Source organism: Amycolatopsis sp., from assembly GCF_035276945.1.
Lineage (GTDB): Bacteria > Actinomycetota > Actinomycetes > Mycobacteriales > Pseudonocardiaceae > Amycolatopsis_E.
Genome location: NZ_DATELF010000051.1, coordinates 37292 through 63097, shown reverse-complemented (window position 1 = coordinate 63097; position 25806 = coordinate 37292). Strand labels below are relative to the sequence as shown.

23 protein-coding genes and 2 pseudogenes are annotated in these 25806 nt (G+C 66.9%); 16 read left to right on the top strand and 9 right to left on the bottom strand.

The genetic code is table 11. The features are described from left to right. Positions 1–75: 75 nt before the first annotated feature. The 3 genes from VJT49_RS08515 to VJT49_RS08505 all read left to right on the top strand — a co-directional run bounded on the left by VJT49_RS08515 (position 76) and on the right by VJT49_RS08505 (position 3662). Complete coding sequence (locus VJT49_RS08515) at positions 76–1038, top strand: ABC transporter substrate-binding protein (protein ID WP_324164170.1); 963 nt, start codon at positions 76–78, stop codon at positions 1036–1038. A gap of 277 nt (positions 1039–1315) precedes the next feature. Beyond that, entirely contained in the window at positions 1316–2098 is a 783-nt protein-coding gene (locus tag VJT49_RS08510) for an FAD-dependent monooxygenase (RefSeq protein ID WP_324164169.1), read from the top strand. Beyond that, the gene (locus VJT49_RS08505) at positions 2025–3662 is read left to right on the top strand and encodes a DNA repair helicase XPB (protein ID WP_324164168.1); all 1638 of its coding nucleotides are present in this window, start codon (positions 2025–2027) and stop codon (positions 3660–3662) included. The genes VJT49_RS08510 and VJT49_RS08505 overlap by 74 nt, the downstream gene beginning before the upstream one ends. Before the next feature lie 52 nt (positions 3663–3714). Here VJT49_RS08505 and VJT49_RS08500 read toward each other — a convergent pair whose 3' ends face one another. Beyond that, entirely contained in the window at positions 3715–4674 is a 960-nt protein-coding gene (locus VJT49_RS08500) for a YafY family protein (protein ID WP_324164167.1), read from the bottom strand. A gap of 61 nt (positions 4675–4735) precedes the next feature. Between VJT49_RS08500 and VJT49_RS08495 the strand changes: the two genes are divergently transcribed. After that, positions 4736–5329 (top strand): DinB family protein, encoded by a 594-nt coding sequence (locus VJT49_RS08495; RefSeq protein WP_324164166.1) that lies wholly within the window; start codon positions 4736–4738, stop codon positions 5327–5329. A 1-nt stretch (position 5330) separates the two neighbouring features. Continuing rightward, positions 5331–5582, top strand: a pseudogene (locus VJT49_RS08490) (VOC family protein); the annotation flags it as partial. A 72-nt stretch (positions 5583–5654) separates the two neighbouring features. On the opposite strand, the gene VJT49_RS08485 reads toward VJT49_RS08490, so the two are convergent. Then, positions 5655–6092, bottom strand: a complete 438-nt coding sequence (locus VJT49_RS08485; RefSeq protein WP_324164165.1) for a hypothetical protein — start codon at positions 6090–6092, stop codon at positions 5655–5657. Here VJT49_RS08485 and VJT49_RS08480 point away from each other — a divergent pair. Continuing rightward, positions 5976–7181 (top strand): XRE family transcriptional regulator, encoded by a 1206-nt coding sequence (locus VJT49_RS08480; RefSeq protein WP_414635873.1) that lies wholly within the window; start codon positions 5976–5978, stop codon positions 7179–7181. The genes VJT49_RS08485 and VJT49_RS08480 overlap by 117 nt on opposite strands. A 158-nt stretch (positions 7182–7339) precedes the next feature. On the opposite strand, the gene VJT49_RS08475 is transcribed toward VJT49_RS08480, so the two are convergent. Both VJT49_RS08475 and VJT49_RS08470 read right to left on the bottom strand, forming a co-directional pair. Further along, positions 7340–8251 carry a GntR family transcriptional regulator gene (locus tag VJT49_RS08475; RefSeq protein WP_324164163.1) on the bottom strand — a complete coding sequence of 304 codons (912 nt, stop codon included), beginning with the start codon at positions 8249–8251 and terminating at the stop codon, positions 7340–7342. A gap of 415 nt (positions 8252–8666) precedes the next feature. Then, positions 8667–9035, bottom strand: a complete 369-nt coding sequence (locus VJT49_RS08470; protein ID WP_324164162.1) for an Imm1 family immunity protein — start codon at positions 9033–9035, stop codon at positions 8667–8669. Between the two features lie 696 nt (positions 9036–9731). Between VJT49_RS08470 and VJT49_RS08465 the strand changes: the two genes are divergently transcribed. The 4 genes from VJT49_RS08465 to VJT49_RS08450 all read left to right on the top strand — a co-directional run bounded on the left by VJT49_RS08465 (position 9732) and on the right by VJT49_RS08450 (position 13532). Continuing rightward, positions 9732–10091 carry a WhiB family transcriptional regulator gene (locus VJT49_RS08465; RefSeq protein ID WP_324164161.1) on the top strand — a complete coding sequence of 120 codons (360 nt, stop codon included), beginning with the start codon at positions 9732–9734 and terminating at the stop codon, positions 10089–10091. Next, positions 10088–10420, top strand: coding sequence for a hypothetical protein (locus VJT49_RS08460; RefSeq protein ID WP_324164160.1), 333 nt, complete (start codon positions 10088–10090; stop codon positions 10418–10420). Before VJT49_RS08465 ends, VJT49_RS08460 begins: the two co-directional genes overlap by 4 nt. Then, complete coding sequence (locus tag VJT49_RS08455; RefSeq protein ID WP_324164159.1) at positions 10417–11175, top strand: hypothetical protein; 759 nt, start codon at positions 10417–10419, stop codon at positions 11173–11175. Before VJT49_RS08460 ends, VJT49_RS08455 begins: the two co-directional genes overlap by 4 nt. A gap of 206 nt (positions 11176–11381) precedes the next feature. After that, positions 11382–13532, top strand: coding sequence for a hypothetical protein (locus VJT49_RS08450; RefSeq protein WP_324164158.1), 2151 nt, complete (start codon positions 11382–11384; stop codon positions 13530–13532). Positions 13533–13758: 226 nt separating this feature from the next. Here VJT49_RS08450 and VJT49_RS08445 read toward each other — a convergent pair whose 3' ends face one another. Further along, on the bottom strand, positions 13759–15267 hold the full coding sequence (locus tag VJT49_RS08445; RefSeq protein WP_324164157.1) for a recombinase family protein: 1509 nt from the start codon (positions 15265–15267) through the stop codon (positions 13759–13761). A gap of 32 nt (positions 15268–15299) precedes the next feature. On the opposite strand from VJT49_RS08445, the pseudogene VJT49_RS08440 reads away from it, so the two are divergent. From VJT49_RS08440 to VJT49_RS08425, 4 genes and pseudogenes are all read left to right on the top strand, one after another. Further along, positions 15300–15521, top strand: a pseudogene (locus VJT49_RS08440) (VOC family protein); the annotation flags it as partial. A gap of 549 nt (positions 15522–16070) precedes the next feature. Next, positions 16071–16202 (top strand): hypothetical protein, encoded by a 132-nt coding sequence (locus VJT49_RS08435; RefSeq protein WP_324164156.1) that lies wholly within the window; start codon positions 16071–16073, stop codon positions 16200–16202. Between the two features lie 41 nt (positions 16203–16243). Then, positions 16244–17023: a DUF4253 domain-containing protein gene (locus VJT49_RS08430; protein WP_324164280.1), complete on the top strand. Its 780-nt coding sequence runs from the start codon at positions 16244–16246 to the stop codon at positions 17021–17023. 30 nt (positions 17024–17053) lie between these two features. Beyond that, on the top strand, positions 17054–17866 hold the full coding sequence (locus VJT49_RS08425) for a DUF72 domain-containing protein (protein ID WP_414635880.1): 813 nt from the start codon (positions 17054–17056) through the stop codon (positions 17864–17866). Positions 17867–17909: 43 nt separating this feature from the next. Here the strand turns inward: VJT49_RS08425 and VJT49_RS08420 are convergent, their stop codons facing one another. After that, the gene (locus VJT49_RS08420) at positions 17910–18482 is read right to left on the bottom strand and encodes a type 1 glutamine amidotransferase domain-containing protein (RefSeq protein WP_324164155.1); all 573 of its coding nucleotides are present in this window, start codon (positions 18480–18482) and stop codon (positions 17910–17912) included. A gap of 92 nt (positions 18483–18574) precedes the next feature. On the opposite strand from VJT49_RS08420, the gene VJT49_RS08415 reads away from it, so the two are divergent. Further along, a complete protein-coding gene (locus VJT49_RS08415) occupies positions 18575–19540 on the top strand; it encodes an o-succinylbenzoate synthase (protein WP_324164154.1) in 966 nt (321 codons plus the stop codon). A 163-nt stretch (positions 19541–19703) separates the two neighbouring features. Here the strand turns inward: VJT49_RS08415 and VJT49_RS08410 are convergent, their stop codons facing one another. Beyond that, the gene (locus VJT49_RS08410; RefSeq protein WP_324164153.1) at positions 19704–22076 is read right to left on the bottom strand and encodes a xanthine dehydrogenase family protein molybdopterin-binding subunit; all 2373 of its coding nucleotides are present in this window, start codon (positions 22074–22076) and stop codon (positions 19704–19706) included. Positions 22077–22262: 186 nt separating this feature from the next. Between VJT49_RS08410 and VJT49_RS08405 the strand changes: the two genes are divergently transcribed. Beyond that, a complete protein-coding gene (locus VJT49_RS08405; RefSeq protein WP_324164152.1) occupies positions 22263–22478 on the top strand; it encodes a PspC domain-containing protein in 216 nt (71 codons plus the stop codon). Between the two features lie 66 nt (positions 22479–22544). Here the strand turns inward: VJT49_RS08405 and groL are convergent, their stop codons facing one another. Together groL and VJT49_RS08395 are read right to left on the bottom strand one after the other, a co-directional pair. Beyond that, positions 22545–24176, bottom strand: a complete 1632-nt coding sequence (gene groL / locus VJT49_RS08400) for a chaperonin GroEL (protein ID WP_324164151.1) — start codon at positions 24174–24176, stop codon at positions 22545–22547. Positions 24177–24430: 254 nt separating this feature from the next. Next, complete coding sequence (locus tag VJT49_RS08395) at positions 24431–25801, bottom strand: serine/threonine-protein kinase (protein ID WP_324164150.1); 1371 nt, start codon at positions 25799–25801, stop codon at positions 24431–24433. Positions 25802–25806: the final 5 nt, after the last annotated feature.

Below are 25806 nucleotides of genomic sequence, written 5' to 3'. Positions count from 1 at the left end.
CCGGCGATGGTATTGGCACGAGATCCTAAGCTCCACCCGCGTAGCACAATTCGCTCGTTCGCGAGGGGAGTCACCATGCGAAGGGTGGCGATCATGCTGGTCGCGACCCTGTATTTGGTTACTGGCTGCAACAACCTGCTCGGCGGATCCCGGTCGGATGACCGGCTCATCCCCGAGCTGACAACACTCCGGGTAGGGGTGGGCAATCCGATCGATACCGCACCCCTGCGCATCGCGGTCGAGGACGGTTCGTTCACCCGCGCCGGGTTGCACGTCGAACTCGTCGACGAGGCTTCCAACACCGAAGGACTGTCCGGACTGGCCAGCGGACGTCTCGATGTGGCCTTCGCCACAGACGTCGCCTTCTTCAAGGCCGCCGCGGCCGGGACCGCGCTCCAGCTTCAGGGCGAGGCCTGTACTTCCGCGCCCTTCACGATGGCGCTGATGACCCTCCCCGGCTCCACCTACACCCAACTGACCGGCAAGAAGACACCCAGGATCGCCGTCGACGAACTCGACGACCTCGGCGTGCTGACCGTGCGCTCGATGTTCGCGACCGCGGGCGGCGACCCGAGCAAGATCAGGTTCGTGCGGCGCTCGTTCGGCGAGATGCCGGCCGCCCTGCGCGACAGGTCCGCGGATGCCGCGCTGATGATCGAGTCCTTCATCACCGAGGCCCAGCAGAACCTGGGGGCGCAGGTGCTGGCCGACTCCTCGCGGGGCGCCACCATGAACTTCCCGATGACCGGCTATGCGTCCAGCGGGATCTTCGCCCAGGCCAACCCGCGGACACTCGCTTTGTTCCGGTCCGTCCTGGCGGACGCGCAGCAACGCGCGACGGATCCCAGCATCGTCCGGCAGGCGCTGCCGCGGCTGGCCGCGATCGACAACGCGACGGCGGATCTGGTCGCACTCGGCGAGTATCCGAGCTCACTCAACGGCGTCCGGCTGCAGCGGGTCGCGGACCTCATGCACAGTTCGGGCATGCTGGCCAATCGGCTCGACGTGCGGTCGATGGTACCGCCCGACGTCTCCTGAGCCTGTCCTCAACAGAGAAAACCCCAGTTCAGCCGCCGACGGCGTCCGGACAAACGCTCTTTGCGGAATTTCCGTTCGTGATCCGCTCGTGGTTGTCCAGGGCCAGGGTCGACAACACCGAAACGATCTGCGCAGCGGCCAGGCGTGCGGTGAGCGCTGACAGGTGTGCAGTATCGGTAAGCGCCTGCGCGAGGGCACGCTCGCAGCGCACTCCGCGCCCAAGGCGGCGGCTACCGGGGCATGCTGAGGCCGGTCGGAAGGCTAGATCGGCACGGCGGTGACCGCGATCTACGGCGAGGAGACGCGCCTCGCCGGAGCCTTGAACCGGTCCACGTTCAGTGGTGCGACCCGCCAACTCGAGGCCTACCGGCACGGCCACGCCCTGTTCGCGGGCGACGCGGCGCGCATCCATCCGCCGCTCGGCGGCCAGGGCCTGAACCTGGGCGTCCAGGACGCGACCAACCTCGGCTGGGAGCTCGCGGCGACGGTCCGTGGCTGGGCCCCGGACGGCTTGCTGGACAGCTACCACGACGAACGCCATCCGCCCGCCGCCCGGGTACCGCACCACACGTCGGCCCAGCGGATTTTGTTCGATCCACTGCCGAACGAGGACCTGGTCGCGTTGCGGGACATCTTCGCCGACCTGATGCGGCTCCCCGACACCAACCGGTTTCTCGCCGGCATGATGTCAGGCCTGGACGCCGAGGGCCGCGTGCCCGACCTGGAGCTGGTCACCGCCGGCGGGCCGACACGATTGGCCCGGCTGCTGCGCTCGGGCCGGGGGCTGCTCGTCAACCCCTCCGGCCGGCTCACGCCCTGGGCCGATCGTGTGGACGTGGTGCACGCGCCTGGGGCGGGCCCGCTGCTGATCCGGCCGGACGGAGTGCGCTGCTGGTCCGGCGAGTCGTCGCTCGAGGACGCGCTGCACAGGTGTTCGGCACGGAGACGACGCGCTCACCTGGTGCAGTGCCCGTATAAAGGAACACGTGACCGATGGCCCGCTGATCGTCCAGTCCGACAAGACCGTCCTGCTCGAGGTCGACCACCCGGCGGCCGATGACGCGCGGATCGCGATCGCGCCGTTCGCCGAGCTGGAACGCGCCCCGGAGCATGTGCACACCTACCGGGTCACCCCGCTGGCGTTGTGGAACGCGCGGGCCGCGGGCCACGACGCCGAGCAGGTGGTGCACGCGCTGACCGCGTACTCCCGGTTCCCGGTGCCCCAGCCGCTGCTGATCGACATCGTCGACACGATGGGCCGGTTCGGCAGGCTGCAGATCACCAACCATCCCGCGCACGGGCTGGTGATGGCCACCACGGATCGCGCCGTGCTGGAAGAGGTGCTGCGCAACAAGAAGATCAACCCGATGCTCGGCACGCGGATCGACGAGGACACCGTGGTCGTGCATCCTTCCGAACGCGGCCGGCTCAAGCAGGCGCTGCTCAAGGTGGGCTGGCCCGCCGAAGACCTCGCGGGGTACGTCGACGGCGAGGCGCATCCGATGTCGCTGGCCGAGGACGGCTGGGCACTGCGGGACTACCAACGGCAGGCCGCGGACGCGTTCTGGGCCGGCGGTTCCGGGGTCGTCGTGCTGCCCTGTGGCGCGGGCAAGACGCTGGTCGGTGCCGCGGCGATGGCACGGGCGCAGGCGACGACGCTGATCCTGGTCACCAACACGGTGGCGGGCCGCCAGTGGAAGCGGGAACTGGTCGCGCGAACCTCGCTCACCGAGGACGAAATCGGCGAGTACTCCGGGGAGAAGAAGGAGGTCCGGCCGGTCACCATCGCGACCTACCAGGTGATCACCCGCAAGACCAAGGGCGAGTACAGGCACCTGGAGCTGTTCGACTCCCGGGACTGGGGCCTGGTGGTCTACGACGAGGTGCACCTGCTGCCCGCGCCGGTGTTCCGGATGACGGCCGACCTGCAGTCCCGCCGCCGGCTCGGGCTCACCGCCACCCTCGTGCGCGAGGACGGGCGCGAGGGCGATGTCTTTTCACTGATCGGCCCGAAGCGTTACGACGTGCCGTGGCGGGACATCGAGGCCCAGGGCTGGATCGCGCCCGCCGAATGCATCGAGGTACGAGTGACGCTGACCGACGACGAGCGGCTGCGTTACGCGACGGCCGAATCGGACGAGAAGTACAAGCTGGCCTCGACGGCACGGACGAAGACGCCCGTCATAAAGTCTATTGTGGACAAACACGCGGGCGAGCCGACGCTGGTGATCGGCGCCTATCTCGAGCAACTGGACGAGCTGGGCGCCGAACTCGACGCCCCGGTGATCCAGGGCTCGACGCGGAACAAGGAACGGGAGGCACTGTTCGACGCCTTCCGCCGCGGCGAAATCGACCGGCTCGTCGTGTCCAAAGTGGCCAACTTCTCGATCGACCTGCCCGAGGCTTCCGTCGCGATCCAGGTCTCCGGCACGTTCGGCTCCCGGCAGGAAGAAGCACAGCGGCTCGGCCGCCTGCTCCGCCCGAAGGGCGACGGGCGCCAGGCACATTTCTACTCGATCGTGGCAAGGGACACTTTGGACACCGAGTACGCCGCGCACCGGCAGCGTTTTCTGGCCGAACAGGGCTACGCCTACACGATTCGCGACGCCGACGCCTACCTGTAGCACCGCCTGCCTCGGCTTGAAGTTCGCGCGGTATGAAGACCGACCGGGTCCGTCAGCCGATCCCGGCCATCGCCGTGAGGCGGCGGGCGAGCAGGGCGGCGGCCTTCCGCAGTTCCGGAGGCTCCAGTACCTCCACCTCGAAGCCCAGCCGGGCCGCGTGCGCGGCGAGCCAGTCCAGGTTGTCCCCGCCGACGACGAGCACGCACCACCCGTCGCGATCGTCCTCGACGCGCCCCACCTGGGGCGGCACCAGCTCCCGCACCTGGTCGGGCCGGGCGTGCACCCGCACCCGGGCCAGATACCGGTACGGCGCCCCGGTCACGGACCGCTGCACGTAGACGACCGGGTCCGGATGTTCCCTCGCCCGGAAGCGCCAGGTCGTCGCCACCACCTCACGCATCCGGTCCAGCCGGAAGGTGCGCCAGTCGTCGCGGTCGACGTCCCGCGCCATCAGGTACCAGCGGCGGCCGGTGGTGACCATCCGCACCGGCTCGACCGTGCGCTCGCGCTCCCCGCCGTCGCGGCCGGCGTACCTGAACCGCACCCGCACGGCGTCGCGACAGGCTCGCGCGAGCGTCACCAGCAGCTCCGCGTCGATCTCGACCCCGGGACCGACAAGGGTCTCAGTGGCGCCGTGCACCGCGCGCACCTCGGCGCGCAGCCGGGGCGGCATCACCTGGTCGAGTTTCGCCAGCGCCCGCAGCGCGGCCTCGCCCGCCCCGGCGACCGTGCCCCCCGCCGCCAGCCGCAGGGAAACCGCCGTCGCGATCGCCTCCTCGTCATCGAGGAGCAGCGGCGGCAGCCGGGTGCCCGCGCCGAGCTGGTAGCCGCCGCCGACGCCCGCCGACGCGTGCACGGGGTAACCGAGCGCGCGCAGCCGCTCCACGTCGCGGCGCACCGAGCGGTCGGTGACCCCCAGTTCGGCGGCGAGCTCGGCGGCGGTCCAGGACGGCCGGCGCTGCAGCAGCGCCAGCAACCGCAGCACCCGCTCGGTCGTCGCCTCGACGGTCACGCGCTCATCGTTCCACAAATCACGGAACGAAGCTGTCCGCTATATGCGAGAGGCTGGCACCATGACCGACCAGACCTGGAACCCCCTGCTCCGGGAACAGCTCGCCCTGCACCGGACCAGCCAGCTGCGCGCTCGCCTCGACGGACTCACCGACGACGAGTACTTCTGGGAGCCGGCCCCCCACTGCTGGAACGTGCGCCCGCGCGGCACCGGCACTGCACCGGTGCGGGCCGGGTCCGGCGCGATGACCATCGACTTCGCGATGCCGCAGCCCGACCCGCCACCGTTCACCACGATCGCCTGGCGGCTCGGGCACGTGATCGTCGGGGTGCTCGCGGTGCGCAACGCCACGCACTTCGGTCGCGCGGCCACCGACTACCAGTCGTTCGAGTACGCCCCGACCGCGGCCGCTGCGCTGACCCAGCTCGACACGGAGTACGCCACGTGGCTGGCCGGGGTCGAGTCCCTCGGCGAAACCGGCCTCACCCGTCCGTGCGGGGAGGCCGGTTTCTCCGAGGGGCCGTACGCCGGGCGTCCTCTGGCAGCGCTGGTGCTGCACATCAACCGCGAGCTGATCCACCATCTGGCCGAGGTGTGCCTGCTCCGCGACCTTTACCTGTACACCCACGAGCAGACCCGGCAGGAGGCGAGCTGAAATGGCCCGCGACGCCCAGATCACCTTCGACTGCGCCGACCCGGCCGGGTTGGCCGCGTTCTGGGCCGATACCCTCGGCTACCGGCTGCAGGACCCGCCCAAGGGCTTCGAGTCCTGGGAGCAGGCCCTGGAAGCGATGGGCGTGCCGCCCGAGAGCCGCAACGACGCCTCGGCGGTGGTCGACCCCGAGGGCTCCGGGCCCCGGCTGTTTTTCCAGCGGGTGCCGGATGATACACGTCTTGAAGACGCAATCGCCGCCTGAGGCGCCACACAAGCACGCCGGGTCGCCCTGCTGGTACCGATCGTGCCCCGCTATGTACCCTGGTCAGAGGCGGGATTGGTTCCAACGGGCACGGGTGGTGAAATGGTTTCTTCCGGTTCCGGTCGGCGGACTGCTGGCGACCGCCATTGCCAGGGCTGCGGCGGGGCGCTGGCCGCTGACAACACTGCGCGCTTGTGCGGGAGGTGCCACCGCGAGCAGCGTGACCAACTCCGCACGCCCCCTGCTCAGCTCAGGAACGATTTTTTTGAGACTAATGAATTCCGGGCAGCGTTTGAAAGTCAGCACATAGGTAAGGTGTTTAAGGCTTACCGAAACCATCCCCGACACCTCCAGCTTTTCGGAAAAGGGCTCAACCAGGAGCTTTTGGGGCGCTGGCTTGGGCTTACGCAAGCCCAGGTAAGCAAGATCGAGAACGGCAAGCCTGAGCAGAATCTTGAGGTTCTGCGGAATTATGCCCGGATCTTGCATCTGCCTCAGCACATACTTTGGTTTGACTTCCCGGGCCAAAGTCGACTAAAGTCGTTGCCGACTGCAAATACTGGAGGCTCGAATCGCGATGGAAGCCTGATCGTTCCGCAGTCGCAAGATGAAATTCTGCTTGCAAATACTGGCATGGATACCCTTGAGCTAATCAACCGTATCCGGTCGTCTGCGATAAACTCGTCAACGGTTGATGCCATAGCGATTAAAGTCGAGCAGTTATGCTGCGACTATCCGCATATGGACGCTCGCAAGTTGATACATAGCGGCAGGGAATGGCTCGGCAAAATGACCGACCTACTTGGAGGCCGCCTCAGCCTTGCGCAACATCGCAACATTCTTAGCAACGCTGGCATGCTCGCGTTGCTTGTCGGGTGCCTTGAAAACGATCTCGGCGACCAGACCGCCGCCGAGGCTACTCGGCGTATGGCAATGGACCTAGGTAAGGATGCTGGCGAATCCGGAATCGTGGGTTGGTCCCACGAAATGCTCGCATGGTTCCACCTTACGACAGGAAACTACCGCGCAGTCATTAATGCAGCAGGGGCGGGAATTCAAGCGGCCCCATCTCATTCCGTAGCAGTGCAACTCTATGGACAGCAGGCAAAAGCGTACGCTCGAATGGGCAGGCCGGAAGAGGTTCGTCAAGCGCTCGAAAAGGGTAGTGCCTTGCTTGACAATTTGCCGTTCCCGGAACGTCCAGACAACCACTTTGTTGTCGATCCCGACAAGTGGGACTTCTACGCGATGGACACCTATAGGATCGTCGGCCAAGATAATCTTGCGAAGCGCAACGCTCTGGAAGTCATCCGGCGCGGCGTCAAACCTGATGGTCAGATCGTGACGCCAATGCGTAACGCTGAGGCACAGCTAACGCTAGCCGTCATTGCCGCGCGGCAGGGCGAGACGGACGAAGCCGCAACACTAGGCATCGAGGCCTTGCAAAACGGGAGGCAGAGCCGCCCTTCACTTCTCATGGTTGCGTCTGAACTGGAACACGAACTCGACACATACGGGCAACGTGCGGGCTCGGACTTTCGTGAGTTGTTCGAACAGATCAAGCACACGCCGGGACAAGACGAGTCGTAACCCGTCCCATTGGGCCCGTCACGCCGTCACAGCCCGGCGTGACGGCGTGACGGGCCCAAGAGTCTCCTTGACCTCCGACTATGGCGGCGACGCCGCACGCGCGTGCGCTCACGCAAGGGTCAGCCGGTGCCCGGCGAGTCGTTCGGTCGGTCTGCTCCTTAAGGGCAACCGCCGTCGTTGGTAAGAAACTCGACTAATCCAGTGGGGCACAGTTTTGACCTGGCCATGTCATTTTGATCAGTGAATGATATAATCCCGTCGCTGCATTTTGGGTAACCGCAGTTGTGGCCTGACGTTCCTTTTTTTTGTCCGTATTGTTGCCAGTGAGATTTTTCGGCGACGTACCGGCCGCTGCCAAACCGTGCCGTAATGAGCCCGCGTTTTGCTAGTAAATCCATCGCTCTCGACATCCGAGTGTGACTCGCCCCATAAAAGCGGTGGGCCTCGACCTCGCTTGGCATCCTCGAACCCGGCTTACGTTTGCCGCTGAGGATTTCTTCAGCGAATCGGCTGGCGAGCTTCAGATACGGCAACATTGGGGCGCCGCGGCCGTAGCGATCCACCACGAAACGGCCCAGTTCTGTAGTCGCGACCCACTTTCGCGATGTATCGTTCTCCAACTCCTGGAATGCCTTTCTGAGCGTGCCCTGCGAAACACCGAATTCAATGGTCAAGTCTCGCTCATTGCCGAATCGGAAACCAGGTCGATAGACGTCGGACTCTATCCGGCTCCGAATGAGATTTGCGATCCTCTCATATTTGCATTCTACTGCCTCTGGATTCGATCCATCTAAAACAAAACTACCGCCCGGCCGTCGGATCAGAAGACCTTCTCTAGAAAGGTCTAGAAGCGCCCGCCTTGCGGTCCCTAGAGATACATTGTACGTTTCCGAAAGACTCCTTTCGCCGGGGAGCCGTTCATTAGCCCGCCAATGCCCATGAGTAATTTTCTCCCTGAAATGGTCGGCGAGCGATTCCCATAATAACCTTTTCGGGTTAGGAACGAAAATGTCACGCTCGTCGTGATTGCTCAACCCACTGCCCTTCCTTCGTATGATTCGTACCGTCATGGGCGCGCACCTCCACTGGTCATCGATTCGCTAGCGCGGCGGGATTCAGGCGCAGCGTGACTGGAAAAGAATGACTTGAGCGAAGCAAGCAAGCCCAGTCGTGCATGCCGATGATGCCTCGTCATCCGCTGTTCTGCGGTGGACAAGACGTGAAGTGCAGCGAGCACTTTTCGGCAGGTGCCGCATTCGTAGCCGGGTTCGGCGCACATCGCCGCTGCCGCGAATCGGGTCCCGCACAGTCCCAAAAACCAACCGCCCGACGACAGTCCATCCGTCATAGCCGTGTCCGATACCAGGTGATCCACGGCCGGACCGGCGGACGTCACGAATGTGAAGTGAGGTGTTGTGGTCGTTCTGGTTTCTGTGCCGTTCATGTTCCCGCCCTCTTTTCACGGTGGTTGGTTGTCGCTGCCGTTTAGTAGCTGTCGTAGGGCCGCCATTCGACACAGGTTGGCCGTGCTCGTGTTTCGAGCCATTCGAGCAATGCCGCTCGTGCTTGTCGTATCGGGATTAGTGCGGTGCGTGGGAAGACGGCACCGGTTGAGCCGTTGAAGATGAGATCGACGTCGGGGACTGGCCGCCGGGGGTTGTATGAATTCGCTATGGGCATGGCCGGGTCGTCGTTGTCCATGTAGTTGAGCGCGGCAAGGTCGTGTGCAGTGGAGGCACTGACTCGGAACTGGTGATTGGGAACGGGACCGGCTTTTGAGCTGTGGAATTCGACATCACCGACGAACAGGGTTGTTTCCCAGTGGACGTGATCCGTGTTCAGGATCTCGTCCACGAGCCTGACCGAGCCCGGCATTCCGTGTGTGACACGCGCAATGCCCGTGGTCAAGGATGCCGTGAGGATCATGCGGGGATCACGCTGCTACGCGGGAGATGGGTCATCGGGTTGCCTGCCCTTGCGATCGATTGTCCGGGGGGTTGGTGGCAACCGTGCGGCCACAACTGGAGCGCGTCTATATCAATCTGGGAATGCGGCATGTCCGCGCCGGAATATCGACAGGTCACGGGCCACCTCTCCCGCGCAACGGCCGGTTTTTCTGTCGCCTCCGCGCGATGGTGATCAACATCCCGGCGGAAAATATGTTCACCAATAATATTTTTTCTTGGAATGTGTGCGCGCGCGATTTGGCGGTTTAGCTGGGGTTATTCCAGCGGTGACATAGCCATATTCCAGTGCCGGAATAGTTGATTACGTTGTCCCGGGGCTTACTTGGGTCATCGGTTCGCAGAAGCGGGCAGAAAACTCAGGTAAAGGAACCAAACCTATTATGTCTGAACATATTTCGCGCGCCGTTTCGACCGGCGTGTTTTCGATCCGGGAAGTTAGCTGGATTCTCGGTGTCCATGAGTCCGAGGTGTGGCGCTTGATCCGGGTGGGTGTGCTGCCCAGGGTCCGCCGTCACGGTCGGATGGTCGTGCCCGCTTACGCGGTGGCACGGCTGCTGCCCGCCCCCAGCGAATGGGGGAAGCAGTGAACAACAAGCACGAGGACGAATTTTGTGCCAACGAATTCTATGCCGATGTTGCCGCTGGACTTGACGAGTTGGAGGCCGTGCCGACCGGGGTGTTGTCGGATGTGGTGACCCGCGACGGCGCGTGCATGTGGCTCACCACTGGTCCGGAGCACCCGGAGTGGGACGGGGATGAGATGACCGATCGCTCGGTGGCCGCGCGGATCTGCGCGGACTGCGGTGTGCGTGACGAATGCCTGGAGCTGGAATTCCGCACGGCAGGGTTCGCCACGTTCGGGGTGTGGGGTGCGCTGGCCGAGGATGACCGGCGTGCCGCCTACCTGGCCTGGTCTCAGCGGCGGGACGGGGGCCGGGAATGAACCTGACTCCGACTCAGTTGCTCGTGGCTCTGGCGGTGGCGCTGGTGGTGTTGTGCCTCTGGCGGGCGTCGGCACGCCGTGCCCGGCGCGCGGCGGACGCGGCTCGTGCGGGTGCGCGGTTGCTGTCGCTGACCGGCCGTGTCGTGGTCGGTGCGGCGCTGCTGTCGGCAGTGCAATGGCTGGCGTTCACCTACCCCGGTGCGCCGTGGCCGCTGCGGGCCGTCGCACTCGGGCTGCCCGCGCTGTTCACCTCCTACACGCTGACCAAGGCGCTCACGGTGACCACTGTGGACATCCGGCGGGAGATGCGGCGGGGTGATCGCCGATGACCGAACCACGTACGAACGGCGGGGAATCGGTCGAGCGGGTTGCGGTGCAGGTGGACCGGTTGTGCTGGTCGGGTGTGCTGCTCGGGCTGGCGTTCACGATGACCAATGTGCAGCAGTTCGCCGCGAACGGTGCGCGTTCATGGTCGCTGCCCTGGTGCACGGCATGGCTGCTCGACCCGATGGTGTCGGTGGTGTTGCTGTCCATCCTGCGGGCCGAACAGGTCACGGCACGCTACGGGGTCCGCACCGGTGGATGGGTGCGCGTGGCGAAGTGGTTCACGCTCACCGCCACCTACGTGATGAACACGTGGGAAGCGTTCACGACCGGAAGCCCGTCACGGGTGGTGCTGCACTCGGTGCCGCCGCTGGTCGTGTTCGTCGCCGCCGAGGCGGTGACCGATCTGCGGGACAAGCTCGGCGCGGCCATGGTGGCGGCACGGTCAGCCGCGTTCATGAACGCGGCTGAACCCACGCCGGCATCAGCGCCAGAGACCCCGACGGCGGTGCCGCCCGGGACGACGTCGGCTGGGGACACCTCGGACAACGCCACGCCGGGCGGGACCGTGTCGGCGGGCAACGGATCGGCCGAGCGTCGGCGGCGCACATCCTTTGCGGAGTATCTGGCCATGGCCCGGCAGGCACGGACACCCGAGGTGAGCGTGACCCCGGCGTGGGTTCGACAGGTCACCGGGTGCTCGCGTGGCCTGTCTTCGCGGCTTGCGGCCACGCTGATTGACGAAGGGGGTGGCCGGTGATGACCACCCCCGAGAATCCGGAGAACCCGCACCATCACACGGGCGAGCTGGTGTCGAAGGTGTACGACGCGGAATTGGTGCCCGACCACGACCCGGGTCGGGATCGGCGGCCGGTACCGGTGGTGCGCCACTGGGTGATCGACTGCACCGGGTACCTGATCCGGCGGGTCCGTGAGTCCGGCCGGGTGGCCCGGTGGCGCGGGCTGGTGGCCTACCGGGTGCGGAAACTGCCGCTGGATCTGCTGCGGCTGCTGTGGTTCCTGCTGCGCGGGCATGCCCGGTGGATCGTGAAGTGCTGGACTTGGGTCACCTACGCGGATCTGCGCAGCGATGTGCGGCAAGCACGGATGTCAGGCGACCCGAAGGCACGCCGTGAAGCACAGGAAACCATCCGCGCGGACGCGAAAGCACGGTGGGCCAAGTTCACCATCGGTGTCCGCCGAGTGGTGCTCGCTGCGGCCGTGGTGGTGGTTGTGCTGGTCGTGCTGGCGTTGGCGGAACTGCTGTTTGACCGGGCGGGTATGCCGCGCTGGCTGGTCGCGATCTACGACGTCCGGGATTTCTGCGGTGCGGCCATCGTGACCGTGGCGCGGTGGCTGGTCGTGCTCGGCCCGATCGGTTGGGCCATGGCGGCCATCTGGGAAGGACGCGACCGCACGCCCGGTGCGGGATGGCTGGCCCAACCTGACCGCGCGGATGCGGAGTCCTGGGTAGACGAACGCATGATTTCCCGTGCCCTGGCACACCTCGGGGTCGCCCCGCTCAACGCGTTCTTCAAGAACGGTGGCGAGCTGGTCTACCTCACGGCCGCACGCAAGGACGGAGATGGAACCTTCGCGCGGATCCGGTTGCCGCTCGGGGCCACCGCCGACATGGTGGCCGACCGCCGTACGACACTCGCGGCGAACCTGGGCCGGGCGTCGCTGGAAACCTGGCCTACCAAGGGTGATGAGGACGGAGTGCTGGACCTCTGGGTTGCCGACAAGGGCACTTTGCAAGGCGGGGCGGGTGATTGGCCGCTGCTGCACGACGGCACGGTGGACGTGTTCGAGGGCGTGCCGTTCGGACTGACTCAGCGCGGGCTGATCGTGAACGCACCCCTGCTGGAAGCCAACTGGCTGATCGGTGGACGCCCCGGGCAGGGCAAGACCTCTGCAATGCGGACCCTGCTGCTCGGCGCCGCGCTGGACCCCACGGCCGAGCTTTGGGTGTACGTGATGGGCGAGAGCCCCGATTTCGAGCCCCTGAGGCCGCGTCTGCGTCGCTATCGGATGGGGATGGATGATTCGGTCGCCGCCGATGCCGTGGCGGCACTGAAGGCGCTCATAGAGGAGATGGAGCGGCGCGGCCGGACGCTCGGGGCACAGCCTGGGCAGCCGCCGAAGGTGTCGCGCAAGCTTGCCGACCGTGCCGGACTGGGCTTGCACCCGCTGGTCCTGGCCATCGACGAATGTCACGAGTTGTTCCAGCACAAGAAATACGGCAGGCGGGCAGAGGAGCTTGCAGTCCGGCTGATCAAGCGTGGCCGCAAATACGGCATCATCCTGCTTCTGGCCACTCAATCGCCTACAAAGGACAGTATTCCGAAGGAGATCACCCGCAACGTGTCCTGTGGTGTGGCTTTCGCGGTCGCCGATCACATTGCCAATGACGGATTGTTGGGTGCGGGCCGGTACCGGGCAGGCATCCGTGCCACCGAACTGCGGATGAAAACCGACCGGGGTACCTGTGTAGCAGTGGGTATCACAAACGAACCATGGGAATTGGTGCGCACCTTCTACCTGCCCTTTGAAGACGGTATCGACCTGGTGAGCCCGGTCATTGCCCGCGCCATGGCGCTGCTCGCCGAACAAGGACGGCCGGTAGCCCTCGCGACCGGGGAGGACGAGACACCGGCACCGGCCGATCACCTGGCCGATATCGCGGAGGTGTGCGCGGGAGAGAAGCGCGTGCGCACACAATCCGTCCTCGCCCGGCTGATCGCCCGAAACCCCGGCGAGTACGACGGATGGACCCTGACCGACCTGTCCGCCGCCCTCGCCCGTCACCACCTCGCCCCGGCCAAGTCGAACGGGATCATGGTCATCCGGGCCGACGACGTGGCATCCGCACTCCTCGTCCGCGAGGACGAATCGGCCGGGGAAGCACCCGGGGAGGCCACGGGGAGCCGGGGAGTTCTCCCCAGCACCGAAAACACCCCAACTCCCCCGCCCGACCAGGGAAAACCCCGCCGAGGGAGGCGCAAACCTACCGACCGGAACACTCCCGGAAACCCCGGAAAACAGGGCGAGTCACCAACCCGGCCCGGCTCCCTCCCCGAGGACGGAACCACCGAGGGGAACGGCGATGACCGATAGAGCGCCGAGCACGGCCGATCCCCCGCAACACGCCCGCCCAACCCGCGCCCTAGACGACCCGCTCACGCTCGGGCGAGCGGCACGCATCGTGCGGCTAGCCTTGGCTCGCCAGACCGGACGGCCCGATGACCACACACCCAAAGCAGAGGCACCCATACCCGAGAACCGACCCTGAAGACGGCAGAGCCCCGGCGACCACGGTTGCCGGGGCTCTGCCGTATCCGGATCAGGCCGGGTACGCCGAAGCCGTGGCGTGCCGTAAGTCGCGCCACGTGATTTTCACCCGGTCCGGGTCGAACACCCGGGGACGGCCCGGAAATGCACGGATCACAGTCAGCTTTTCGATGAACATCCGGAGAAACTCCCGCTGCTCGTCCAACGTCATATCCGGCCACGCCGCACGCACTCCAGCAATGTCCACGTTGACCACCTTCGGCGGCAGCCCCGCGTACTCCGTGCGCAAACGCTGCTCGTTCTCCGCAATCGCCCGGCGCGCCTCCTGCCACTCGACCGAAGTCAACGCGCCCGGCGTGCCCCACATCGCCGCCAATTCACCACGCTGACGCTCCAACCCATCCAACTCTTTGGTGATCGCATCCCGGCGCAGGCCGTGCTCATCAGCTGCGATCGCGTTCAGGAATTCCGGCTTGTCCAGCTCCGCCCATAGGCGATCAACAACAAATGTTTCAGTCTTCTCCAACACGATTCCGATGCAGCCCTTTCCCCCGACATTCGGATGACAGGTCAGATACGGCACTCGCTGGTTTTTCATCTGTTTAAGTGAGCCGGTCAGTCGCGCCCCGCAAACCCCGCACACTGCCAGTCCCCCGGTCAGCAAATACTTGCGACCGGCTGGGTTGCCCTTGTGCTGGTCACCAATTGGGTAGGTGCCTTTTCCATCCGCGCGCTTGACCCGACGCGGCTGTGACAGTTTGAGCTTGCACGCTTGCCACGTGGCCTCGTCCAAAATTGGCTCCCAATTCCCTCGCGCGACAATCTGACCCCGGTACACCCGGTGGCCCGCCACTGTGGGAAGGGTGACCCAGTTCCGCACCGCGCTGGGCCAGATCGTGCCCCCGTGCGCGCCGATCAACCCGCGCGACCGGAACTCGGCAGCAATGTTCGCTAACGACCAGCCCGACAGAACCCACTCGGCAGCCTGCCGAATCGCGTCCGCCTCCTCCGGAACCTGTTCATACGTTTTGGCGCCGTCCTCGGTTTTCGCGTGCCGGTAACCGAACGGGCGACTCCCCGGCGCCTCACCCAACGCTGCTTTTTCCGCCAGCATGTCATTAATCCGCTTTTTTAGCCGACGCACCTCACCCGCACCAAGAACAGCTTTGATCCCGGCCACCTCATCACGGATACGAACGATCCCGTCCCGGTCGGTGTGCAATTCCGTGATGCCAGCCGCATCCATCAGCGCCGCCAGCTCAAACCATTGAATTTCGCGGCGCTCGATCCGGTATTGCTCCACTGCCCAAATGTGCGCGATCTCGCCCCGTTCGATCGCCTCACGCAACCGGTTGTATTCAGGTCGGACAACATCATCCGCCGCCGCCGATAAATCATTGTCCGCAAAAACCACAACCGGCACACCCGGCCACATCTTCGCCGCGTACGCACGTCCCCAACGCTCTTGTGCCGTCACACCTTCCTTACGCCCGGCACGATCGACCGAGATCCGGCAATACAGTGCCACGTACGCTACAAACAGAGCACCACCGCTAGTCATAGGCTCATCCTCACTCGGTTACGTCTCCAAGACAACTACCCGAACGCAGGCAGGCCAAGAACCGCGTGCACCTCGATGTGCGAGCCGCCCCAGGTCTCGAGGGCGACGCACGGATGGCGGCCCTGGAGGCGGAGGCCGAGCGGCTCGTCTCCCACGGCGCCGCCCGGCTCCGGCGCCACGAGCCCGCTCCCCCGCTCGACGCCGGTCACATCGTGATGGCCGACCCAGAGGGCAACGAGTTCTGCCTCGACTGATCACCCGCGCAGCCGTCACCACCGATGACCGGGCATGATTTTCCGTGTTCGGGGGAATACGGCCTGCGTGGCACGAAACCCCTTCACCACGGCCGAACTCGTCCCGCGGTACCTGGTCACCCTGGTCACCCTGGTCACCGCCGCCGTGGCCGGAGTGATCACGACGTTCGGCAGTGCTCGCTTCCTGGCTTCGCGAGGCGGCCAGCACCCCGTCGACGCGCTGCTGGCCGGTGAAGCGGTGGCGCTCGCGGTACTGGTCGTCGTCGCGTTCGTCACCGCTCGGCGAACCGACAGCGACACGATCGAGCGAATCTGCCGGCACATTCTCTGGGGGGACCTTCGTCGTCGCCGCGGTGCCGGGTCTCGGCTGGTTCGTGCTGTGGCCGTCCGGCGGCAGCCCGCAGGCGCTGCTGGGGCTCGTGGCCATCGTGGTCGGCTCGTTTCCGCTGGTCGCGGCCTACCGCCGGCGGTCGGCGCTGCCGACGGTAGTCGGCTGCTGCCTGCTCGTCCCGGTCGTGATGCTGGCACTGTGGGGTTGGCACTGGGGGGTTGGCACTGGGGGGACGGTTGTTCCTGCTGCTGCCGTTCTCGCTGGCGGTCGCCGTCGGCTGGGCACTCGTTCTCGCCCTGATCTCCTACGCCGCCACCCGGCGAGCCGAAAATGTCGTACCCTCGAACTAGTGTTCGGAGTTGTTGGTGAAACCTACCGCGAGGGGACCCAGATGACCATCGCCACTTCTCCGCTGCGGACGCGGTCGGGGCTGGACCTGCCCGCCGGCCGCTGGCACGGCCCGCTCTGGGCGTCGGACGAGCCGCTGAGCGAGCCCGGCCGGTACCGGGACTGCGTCGCCGAGTTCGGCCGCTCGAGAGCGCTGTCCGGCCACGGGCTGTGGCCTGTGCTCATTCCGCATGATCCACGCTTCGCCGCCGCGGGCGAGGACTGGCTCGACGATCGGAGCAGGCTGGCGCCCGCCCTGGCGGAGATCGAGGCGGTGGACATCGCCGAGACGCTCGCCCGCTGGTGGGATCCGTTCTGCTGCACCGGCGGTGTCGGCTGCCTCCGCCCCTATGGCGCGAACTTTCCCGGCCTGGCAAGGAAATCCGTGCTGCGGGTCGATCCGCACGCAGAGGCCGGGAACACCGGTTCCATTCTGGCCCGCCGGGGCGCCTACCGGCTCGGCCTGGTGCCGGTCGATCGGCCCGCGGACATCCCGGCGGTGCTCGGCTGGACCGGCATGATCAAGTCGACCGAGCAGGTCGCGGCGATCTCGGCGGTGTTGCGCAGTTGGGAGGATCGGTTCGGCGCCACGTTGATCGTGCTCGGCTTCGACGAGTTGGAACTCTCCATCGCCGCCCCGCCGCGAAACCAGGGCCGCGCGCTGGTGCTCGCCGCGGAACATCGCTCGTTCAGCGTGCGGAGCTTTTCCGGCCAGCCCGGCAATCTGCGTGAGTACGCGGGCGGCTTGGTGCACCGCCGTCATTGGCGATTCTCGTGGGATTGAGGAGGCCGCCTGCAGGACTTGGAGATCAGGATCGGCACCTCGGGCTGGCGCTACCCGCCGTGGCGGGGCGTGTTCTACCCGAAGGGGCTGGCCCAGCGCCGTGAGTTGGAATACCTCTCGCGGAAGATGAATTCTGCCGAAATCAACGGGTCGTTCTACTCGCTTCAGCGGCCGGAGCGCTATCGCGGCTGGTTCGAGGAGACCCCCGACGATTTCGCGTTCGCCGTCAAGGGCGGAAGGTTCATCACGCATATGAAGCGGCTGCGGGAGGTCGAGGCCCCGCTGGCGAACTTCTTCGCCTCGGGCGTGCTCGCGCTGGGCCACAAACTCGGTCCGATCCTGTGGCAGCTTCCGCCGAACTTCGTCTTCGAACGCCAGCGCCTGTGCGGGTTCTTCGACCTGCTGCCACGCACTACCCGAGCAGCCGCGAAACTCGCGAAAAAACACGACGACAAACTGAAAGGAGATGCTTATACGGAACCGGGCCGCAACCTCCGGCTGCGCCACGCGCTCGAGGTTCGGCACCCCAGCTTCGCCACTCCCGAGTTCACGAAACTCCTGTGCGACAACGAAGTCGCCCTGGTCGTCTCGGACTCGGCCGGGAAATGGATCGCGCTGGAAGAGGTCACCGCCGACTTCGTCTACGTTCGCCTGCACGGGGACGAAGAGCTTTACACCAGCGGCTACAGCGACGTGGCTCTGGACCGCTGGGCGGAAAAGGTTCTGAACTGGGCCCGCGGTTCAGACGTGTACGTCTACTTCGACAACGACGTAAAAGTCAAGGCGCCCGAAGACGCGATCGCACTGGCCGAACGGGTGGCGCGCGAGTGCCCACCCTCCTGACACGACAGAGACGGGTGTTCGAAGGGAGGGCACTTGAGTGCGCCTACGCGCTCGCGGCCTGGGCCCGGTGCTTGCCTTCCGCGATCTCCTCCACCATCTTGCCGCAGAAGGCGGGCAGGTCGTGCGGCTTACGGCTGGTCACCAGACCGCCGTCCACCACGACCTCTTCGTCCACCCATTCCGCACCGGCATTCCGCAAGTCGGTTTGCAGGCTCGGCCACGAAGTCACCCGGCGGCCGCGTACCACGTCGGCCTCGATCAGAGTCCACGGCGCGTGGCAGATCGCCGCGACCGGCTTCTCCTGGGCGAAGAACTCGTGGACGAACCGGACAGCTTCCGGCACGGTCCGCAGGAAGTCGGGGTTGGCCACACCGCCTGGCAACACCAGAGCGTCGTAGTCGTCCGGAGAGGCCTTCGAGACCTCCTTGTCCACCGGGAAGGTGTCGGCCTTGTCGAGGTGGTTGAACGCCTGGATATCGCCGGACTTGGTGGATACCAGCTCCGGCCGGCCACCGGCCTGCTCGACGGCCTTCCACGGCTCGGTCAACTCGATTTGCTCGACGCCTTCCGGTGCCACCACGAAGGCGACGCGCTTCCCGGAAAGGTTCTCAGGCACGATCGCTCTCCTTTCGTCGGCGGGATCGCTCCTTGTGCCGTTGGCTTACCCGGGGACCAGCGAGGACGAAACACCGGCCGTAGGCTCGGGCCGTGGTCGTGTACGCCGTCCCGCTCCGAAACCGCTTCCGTGGCATCACCGTTCGTGAAGGAGTTTTGCTGCACGGCCCGGCCGGGTGGGGCGAATTCTGCCCGTTCGCCGACTACTCGGACGCCGAGAGCGTGCCCTGGCTGGCCGCGGCAGTGGAGGCGACCGAACTCGGCTGGCCGCGACCGGTGCGGGATCGGGTGCCGGTCAACACGACCGTCCCGGTGGTTCCCCCCGAGCGGGCACACGATCTGGTCGCCGCGTCCGGCTGCCGCACCGCGAAGGTGAAGGTGGCCGACCCGCAGTCCTGTCTTATGGACGATTGCGAGCGGGTGGCTGCCGTGCGGGCGGCTCTCGGGCCCGGCGGCGCGGTCCGGGTGGACGCCAACATGGCGTGGGACACCGACACGGCCGTGCGGGCGATCCGGGAACTGGACCGGGCCGCGGGCGGGCTGGAGTACGTCGAGCAGCCGTGCCCCTCGGTGGCGGAACTCGCGGCAGTGCGCAGACGGGTCGACGTCCGGATCGCGGCGGACGAGTCGATCCGGCGGGCGGAGGACCCGCTGCGGGTGGCGGTGGCCGGGGCCGCGGATGTCGCGGTGATCAAGGTGTCCCCGCTGGGCGGCGTGCGGCGAGCGCTCGAGGTCGCCGAGGCGTGCGGGCTGCCGTGCGTGGTGTCCTCCGCCGTGGAGACGAGCGTCGGCCTGGCCGCCGGTCTGGCGCTGGCGGGCGCGCTCCCGTCGCTGGACTTCGCCTGTGGGCTGGGCACGATGTCCCTGCTCACCGGCGATGTCACCAGCCACTCACTGTCCCCGGTGGACGGCTACTTACCCGTCCCCCGCTCCGCCCCGGAACCCGATCTCGCGGGCACGGTGGCCGCCGACGACCAGACCACGCTTGTCTGGAAGGAGCGCCTCGCGCGAGTTCGTTCCTGGTACTACAGGGCTGGATCGACTTCAGTCCGGCGATAGGCCGAACTCGCCCACCCCCAGCCACCCCAACCCAGCCACACCGCGCCTACCGAACCGCCATCGACCACCTCACCCGCTCAGCCGGCCTCGCCGCCTGAACACAAACCCCACCCATCAAACACAAACTTGACTCGATCTTCACGACATACGCCGCCCAAGCCCTCTAGGCGATGGCCTCGTCGGCGTCGCGAATGTCGCCCTCGGCGCGGACCGGGAGGGTGTCGAACGCGGCAGGCGGCTCACGCCACGGCGAGACGGGGTCGCCACCACGAGCGGCCTGGATCGCGCGCCAGACCCGTTGCGGTGTCGCCGGCATGTCGATATGCCGCACGCCGAGGTGTTTCAGCGCGTCGACCACCGCGTTCTGCACGGCGGGCGTGGACCCGACGGTCGCCGACTCGCCGATTCCCTTGGCGCCCAACGGGTTTCGCGGCGTCGGCGTCTCCGTGCTGGCCGTCTGTAGGTCCGGGACGTCCGCCGCCGAGGGAATCTGGTAGTCGGCGAAGGTCGCGGTGACCGGGTTGCCGTCCTCGTCATAGGACACCTGTTCCCACAGCGCCTGGGAAATCCCCTGTACCGCGCCACCGTGCTGCTGGCCCCGCACGATGAGCGGGTTGAGCACCCGGCCGCAGTCGTCGACCGCGATGTGCCGCAGCGGCCGCACGTACCCGGTTTCGACGTCCACCTCGACCACCGAAACGTGCGCGCCGAACGGAAAAGTAGCGCCGTCGGGCCGGAAGTCGGTCTTTTCGGTCAGCGGGCGGCCCTCGTCCGCGGCGGCCAGCGCGACTTCGGCCCAGTTCAGCCCGGCCGTGGGCACACCGACCACGCCGAGCCTGCCGTCCTCGGCGAGTTCGATGTCCTCGGCCGAGGCCTCCAGCCGGGTCGCGGCGATTTCCTTCGCCCGGCGCAACACCAGTTCGGCGGCCTGCCGTACCGCGCTGCCGCCGATTTGCAGCGACCGCGAACCGCCGGTGCCGCCGCCGCGCGGCACCTCGGCCGTGTCCGACTGGAGGAAGCCGATCGCCTCGAGCGGAATGCCCAGCAGGTCCGACACGATCATCGCGAACGACGTCGGGTGTCCCTGGCCATGCCCCGAGGTGCCGACCTTGATCAAGGCGCGGCCGTCGGTGCCGACCTCGACCGAGGCGTACTCGCCCGCCCCGCCGCCGGTGATCTCCACGTAGACACTCACACCGATGCCCAACAGCATGTTTTCCCCGGCCGCGATCCGGCTGGCCTGCTCGGCACGCAGGTCCTCGTAGCCGGCCAGGCGCAGTGCCTCGGTCAGTGGAAGGTCGTAGTCGCCGGTGTCGTAGACAGCGCCGTTCAGCGTCCTGTACGGGAACTCGTCGGGCTTGAGGAGGTTCCGGCGCCGGATCTCCGCCGGATCGAGGTCGAGCTCGACCGCGGCGAGGTCCATCAACCGCTCCAGCATCGCGGCGGCCTCCGGGCGCCCGGCGCCGCGGAAGGCGCCCACCGGGGCGGTGTTGGTCATGGCGGCGATCGCCGCGTAGCTGATCCGCGGAATCCGGTAGACGCCCTGCGACATCACTCGCGTCGGTCCAAGCGCGAGCGCGCCGCCGAAACCGGCATACGCCCCGGTGTCGGCAAGGACCCGGCAACGCATCCCGACGATCGTGCCATCGGAACGGAAGCCGAGTTCGGCGTACTGGACCTGGGCGCGCCCGTGCGGCATCGCCTGCAGGTTCTCCGACCGGGTCTCGACCCACTTCACCGGCCGCCCGAGCCGGCGGGCCGACTCGATCGCCACCGCGTGCTCGGCGATCAAACCGGCCTTGCCGCCGAACCCGCCACCCACATGAGGGGCGATCACCCGGAACCGGGCGGGGTCCCAGCCGAAGAATTTCGCGGCCATGTTCTTCAACAGGTGCGGCATCTGGGTGGAAACGTGGATGGTGACGTCGAAGTCACCTTCGGTGGCCGGCACGACGGCGATCGCGTTGCCTTCCAGCGGAGCCACGGCGACGCGCTGGTTCTCCATCCGCGCCCGCACCACGACGTCCGCGCCTTCCAGCACCTCGGCGCCGGCCTCGTCCCGCTCGCCTGCCGCGATGTTGGACTCCAGTGCCGGGAACTGCACCGGCGCGTCCTCCCCGATCGCCTGCTCGGCGTCGACCGCGACGGGCAGTGGTTCGTAGTCGACGTCCACCAGTTCCAGCGCGTCGGCCGCGGCGGTGGGGGATTCGGCGATCACCGCCGCTACCGGTTCCCCCGCGAACCGGACCCGGTCCGCGGGCAGGGCATACCGCACGCACTGCGGGTTCACTTCGATGAACGCCGGCAATTCCGGCAGTCCCAGGTCCGCGGCGGTGTAGACCGCGACGACACCAGGGGCCTGCTCGGCCTCGGCGGTGTCGATCCCGTTGATCAGGGCGTGCGCGAAGGGTGAACGGACGAATCCGACATACAGCGCGCCGTCCAGGCGAAGATTGTCGACGTAGGTTCCCCGTCCCCGCAGCAGTTCCGGGTCCTCGACCCGACGGACCTCGGTTCCCAGCAAAGATCCCGGCATGCCACCGAATGTACTGTGGCGCGAAGCGCCTCCGTCGAGGGCGGTGGCGGGCGAGGGGCCGGCCGTACCGTGTCCGTTGAGGGCGGTGGCGGGCGTGTACCCTGACCTCGCATCCGGAGCTGTTCAGGGTGGCCTCCGGGCCGTTCCCTGATGTCAAGCGGCCAACCGCCAGGCGAGTATCGAGTCATGACGACTCCCACCGGAACTCACACCGAAACCAAGAAACTCCGCCGCAGCGCGGACGACCGGATGGTCGCGGGCGTCTGCGGCGGCTGGGCCAGAATGCTCGGCGTGGACGCTGCGATCCTGCGGATCCTGTTCGTTGCCGCCACCGTTCTGGGCGTCGGCACGCCCGTGCTGATCTACGCGGCGTGCTGGGTGCTGATGCCCGAAGAGACCTGACCGCGGGCCGAAAATCACGAAAAAGGGGCCTTGGCGGGTTCGCCAAGGCCCCCTTCCGTGCGTGGATCAGAAGTCCATGCCACCCATGCCACCGTCGGCGCCACCCGGAGCGGCCGGACCGGCCTTCTCCGGCTTGTCGGCGACAACAGCCTCAGTGGTCAGGAACAGCGCCGCGATGGAAGCGGCGTTCTGCAACGCGGAACGGGTGACCTTCGTCGGGTCCGGCACGCCGGCCGCGAGCAGGTCCTCGTACTCGCCCGTGGCGGCGTTGAGGCCGTGACCCGCAGGCAGGGTCTTGACCTTCTCCACCACGACGCCGCCCTCGAGGCCGGCGTTGACCGCGATCTGCTTGAGCGGAGCCTCGACCGCCACCTTGACGATGTTGGCACCGGTGGCCTCGTCGCCGGTCAGGCGGAGACCCTCGAACGCGATCTGGGCGGCCTGGAGCAGGGCCACGCCGCCACCGGCGACGATGCCCTCCTCGACGGCGGCCTTGGCGTTGCGCACCGCGTCCTCGATGCGGTGCTTGCGCTCCTTCAGCTCGACCTCGGTGGCGGCACCGGCCTTGATGACGGCCACGCCGCCGGCCAGCTTGGCCAGCCGCTCCTGCAGCTTCTCACGGTCGTAGTCCGAGTCGGAGTTCTCGATCTCGGCGCGGATCTGGTTGACCCGGCCCTGGATCTGGTCCGCGTCGCCGGCACCCTCGACGATGGTGGTCTCGTCCTTGGTGATGACGGCCTTGCGGGCGCGGCCCAGCAGGGTGAGGTCGGCGTTCTCCAGCTTGAGGCCGACGTCCTCGCTGACCACCGTGCCACCGGTCAGGATCGCGATGTCCTGCAGGATGGCCTTGCGGCGGTCACCGAAGCCCGGAGCCTTGACGGCGACGGACTTGAAGGTGCCGCGGATCTTGTTGACGACCAGGGTGGCCAGCGCCTCGCCCTCGACGTCCTCGGCGATGATCAGCAGCGGCTTGCCCGACTGCATGACCTTCTCCAGCACCGGGAGCAGGTCCTTGACGTTGGAGATCTTCGAGCCGAACAGGAGGATGTACGGGTCCTCCAGCACGGCTTCCTGACGCTCCGCGTCGGTGACGAAGTAACCCGAGATGTAGCCCTTGTCGAAGCGCATACCCTCGGTGAGCTCGAGCTCGAGGCCGAAGGTGTTCGACTCCTCGACGGTGACGACGCCTTCCTTGCCGACCTTGTCCAGCGCCTCGGCGATCAGCTCACCGATGGTGCGGTCCGCGGCCGAGATCGAGGCGGTGGCAGCGATCTGCTCCTTGGTCTCGACCTCCTTGGCGGCCTTGTGCAGCTGCTCGACGACGGCCTCGACGGCGGTCTCGATGCCGCGCTTGAGGCTGATCGGGTCGGCACCCGCGGCGACGTTGCGCAGGCCCTCGCGCACGAGCGCCTGGGCGAGCACGGTCGCGGTGGTGGTGCCGTCACCGGCTACGTCGTCGGTCTTCTTGGCGACTTCCTTGACGAGCTCGGCCCCGATCTTCTCCCACGGGTCCTCGAGCTCGATCTCCTTGGCGATGGAGACACCGTCGTTGGTGATGGTCGGCGCGCCCCACTTCTTTTCGAGCACGACGTTGCGGCCACGGGGGCCAAGCGTCACCTTGACGGCCTCGGCGAGGGTGTTCAAGCCGCGCTCGAGACCGCGGCGGGCGTCCTCGTCGAACGCGATCAGTTTGGCCATTGCGGTGTTGTCCTCCGGTATTGGGCGCCACCGGCTTTTCCTAGGTGCCGGCAGCAGGACATGTCCTTCGGCCAGGCTCGGTGCCCGCGACGGACGACCTCGCCCGGTAGTCCCGGACTCGGCCTCACCGTCCCGACCTTCAGGCGAACGGTCGGTGACCGCCCACCTAGCACTCGCCTATGTCGAGTGCCAACGCCGTGTTTAGCACTCTCCGGGAGAGAGTGCAAGAACAGCAGGTCAGAGCGGTGACGCAGTCAGGCCGACGGTTTGATGGAAATCGATGCCGGCGGCAACCGGTTCGAACTGGAAGGCGCCGTCGACCCGCCACCGCCCGGGCCGACCGGAATGTTGGGCGCGGGTGTCTCGGGCGACGAGTCGCCGGTCAGGAGGATCACCGCGACGACACCGCCGGCCACCACGAGCAGCCCGAGCAAGAGCCACAACCACTTGAGCCCGCCACGCTTCTTCGGTGGAGGCGGCGCGAAGCCGGGCGGGCCGTAGCCGGGCGGTGGACCGTACGGCGGCGGCTGGCTGCCAAAGGGCGGCGTGCCGTAGGCGGGTTGCCGCGGGTAACCGCTCGGCGGCGGACCATAGCCGGATGGCTGCTGGGGATAACGCTGCGGTGGGCCGTAGGGCTGCCGCGGTGGGGGCGGCTGCGGGGGCTGGTAATCCGGCTGCTGCTGTCCCCAGCCGGGCTGTTGCGGTGGATACGGCTGCATCGGGCTGCCCTCTCCCCTCGGGATCGCGGCCTGGGGCGAACCCGGTGCTTGCTCGGAGTTCACCGTGGGACCGAGTGCCTTGCGTGCCGCGGAGATCAGCTCGACACAGCTGTCGTACCGCTCGGCCGGATTCTTGGCCATCCCCTTGCGGATCACGTCGTCGATCGCGGCGGGCACCGCGACCAGCCGGGCCACCGCGGGCGGCTCGCCCGCCAGATGTCCCTTGATCACGGCGGGCACGTCGCCCTTGAACGGCGGGCTACCGGTCAAGCACGCGAAGAGCACGCAGGCCAGCGCGTACTGGTCGGTGCGCCCGTCCAGCGGCTCGCCACGCAGGTGCTCGGGGGCCGCATAGGTCGGCGAGCCGAGGAAGTCCCCGCCACGGGTGCGGTGCCCGGTGGCACCGCGGCGGGTCAGCCCGAAGTCGGCGACGTAGACGTGCTCACGCGCCGACTCCCGGCTGGTGACCAGCACGTTGGCCGGTTTGACGTCCAGGTGCACCAAACCCCGGTTGTGCAGGCTGTCCAGCGCGTCGGCGACCTGGTCGAGCAGCCTGAGCGCGCGCTCGGGCGCGATCGGACCGTCGGCGATCAGGCTCGCCAGGTCCGCACCGTCGACCAGGCGCATGGCGATGTAGTGCATGCCGTCGATCTCGCCGAAGTCGTACAGGGGCACGACGTTGGCGTGGTCGATGGCAGAGGTGTTCCGTGCCTCGTCGACGAACCGCTCCCGGAACTCGGCATCGGCCCCGAGGTGCTCACCGATCACCTTCAGGGCCACCTTGCGCCCGAGTCGGACGTCGGTGGCCCTGTACATGACGCTCATGCCGCCTTTGCCGAGCACCCCATCGATGCGGTAGTTGCCCAGCCGGCGACCGGTGAGGTCCCCCGGCACATCGCCTGTCACGTCGC

Coding starts and splice junctions, on each gene's coding strand:
- VJT49_RS08460 (WP_324164160.1), top strand. CDS start 10,088: ATGAACCTGACTCCGACTCAGTTGCTCGTGGCTCTGGCGGTGGCGCTG.
- VJT49_RS08515 (WP_324164170.1), top strand. CDS start 76: ATGCGAAGGGTGGCGATCATGCTGGTCGCGACCCTGTATTTGGTTACT.
- VJT49_RS08455 (WP_324164159.1), top strand. CDS start 10,417: ATGACCGAACCACGTACGAACGGCGGGGAATCGGTCGAGCGGGTTGCG.
- VJT49_RS08495 (WP_324164166.1), top strand. CDS start 4,736: ATGACCGACCAGACCTGGAACCCCCTGCTCCGGGAACAGCTCGCCCTG.
- VJT49_RS08430 (WP_324164280.1), top strand. CDS start 16,244: ATGACCATCGCCACTTCTCCGCTGCGGACGCGGTCGGGGCTGGACCTG.
- VJT49_RS08475 (WP_324164163.1), bottom strand. CDS start 8,251: ATGACGGTACGAATCATACGAAGGAAGGGCAGTGGGTTGAGCAATCAC.
- groL (WP_324164151.1), bottom strand. CDS start 24,176: ATGGCCAAACTGATCGCGTTCGACGAGGACGCCCGCCGCGGTCTCGAG.
- VJT49_RS08445 (WP_324164157.1), bottom strand. CDS start 15,267: ATGACTAGCGGTGGTGCTCTGTTTGTAGCGTACGTGGCACTGTATTGC.
- VJT49_RS08405 (WP_324164152.1), top strand. CDS start 22,263: ATGACGACTCCCACCGGAACTCACACCGAAACCAAGAAACTCCGCCGC.
- VJT49_RS08410 (WP_324164153.1), bottom strand. CDS start 22,076: ATGCCGGGATCTTTGCTGGGAACCGAGGTCCGTCGGGTCGAGGACCCG.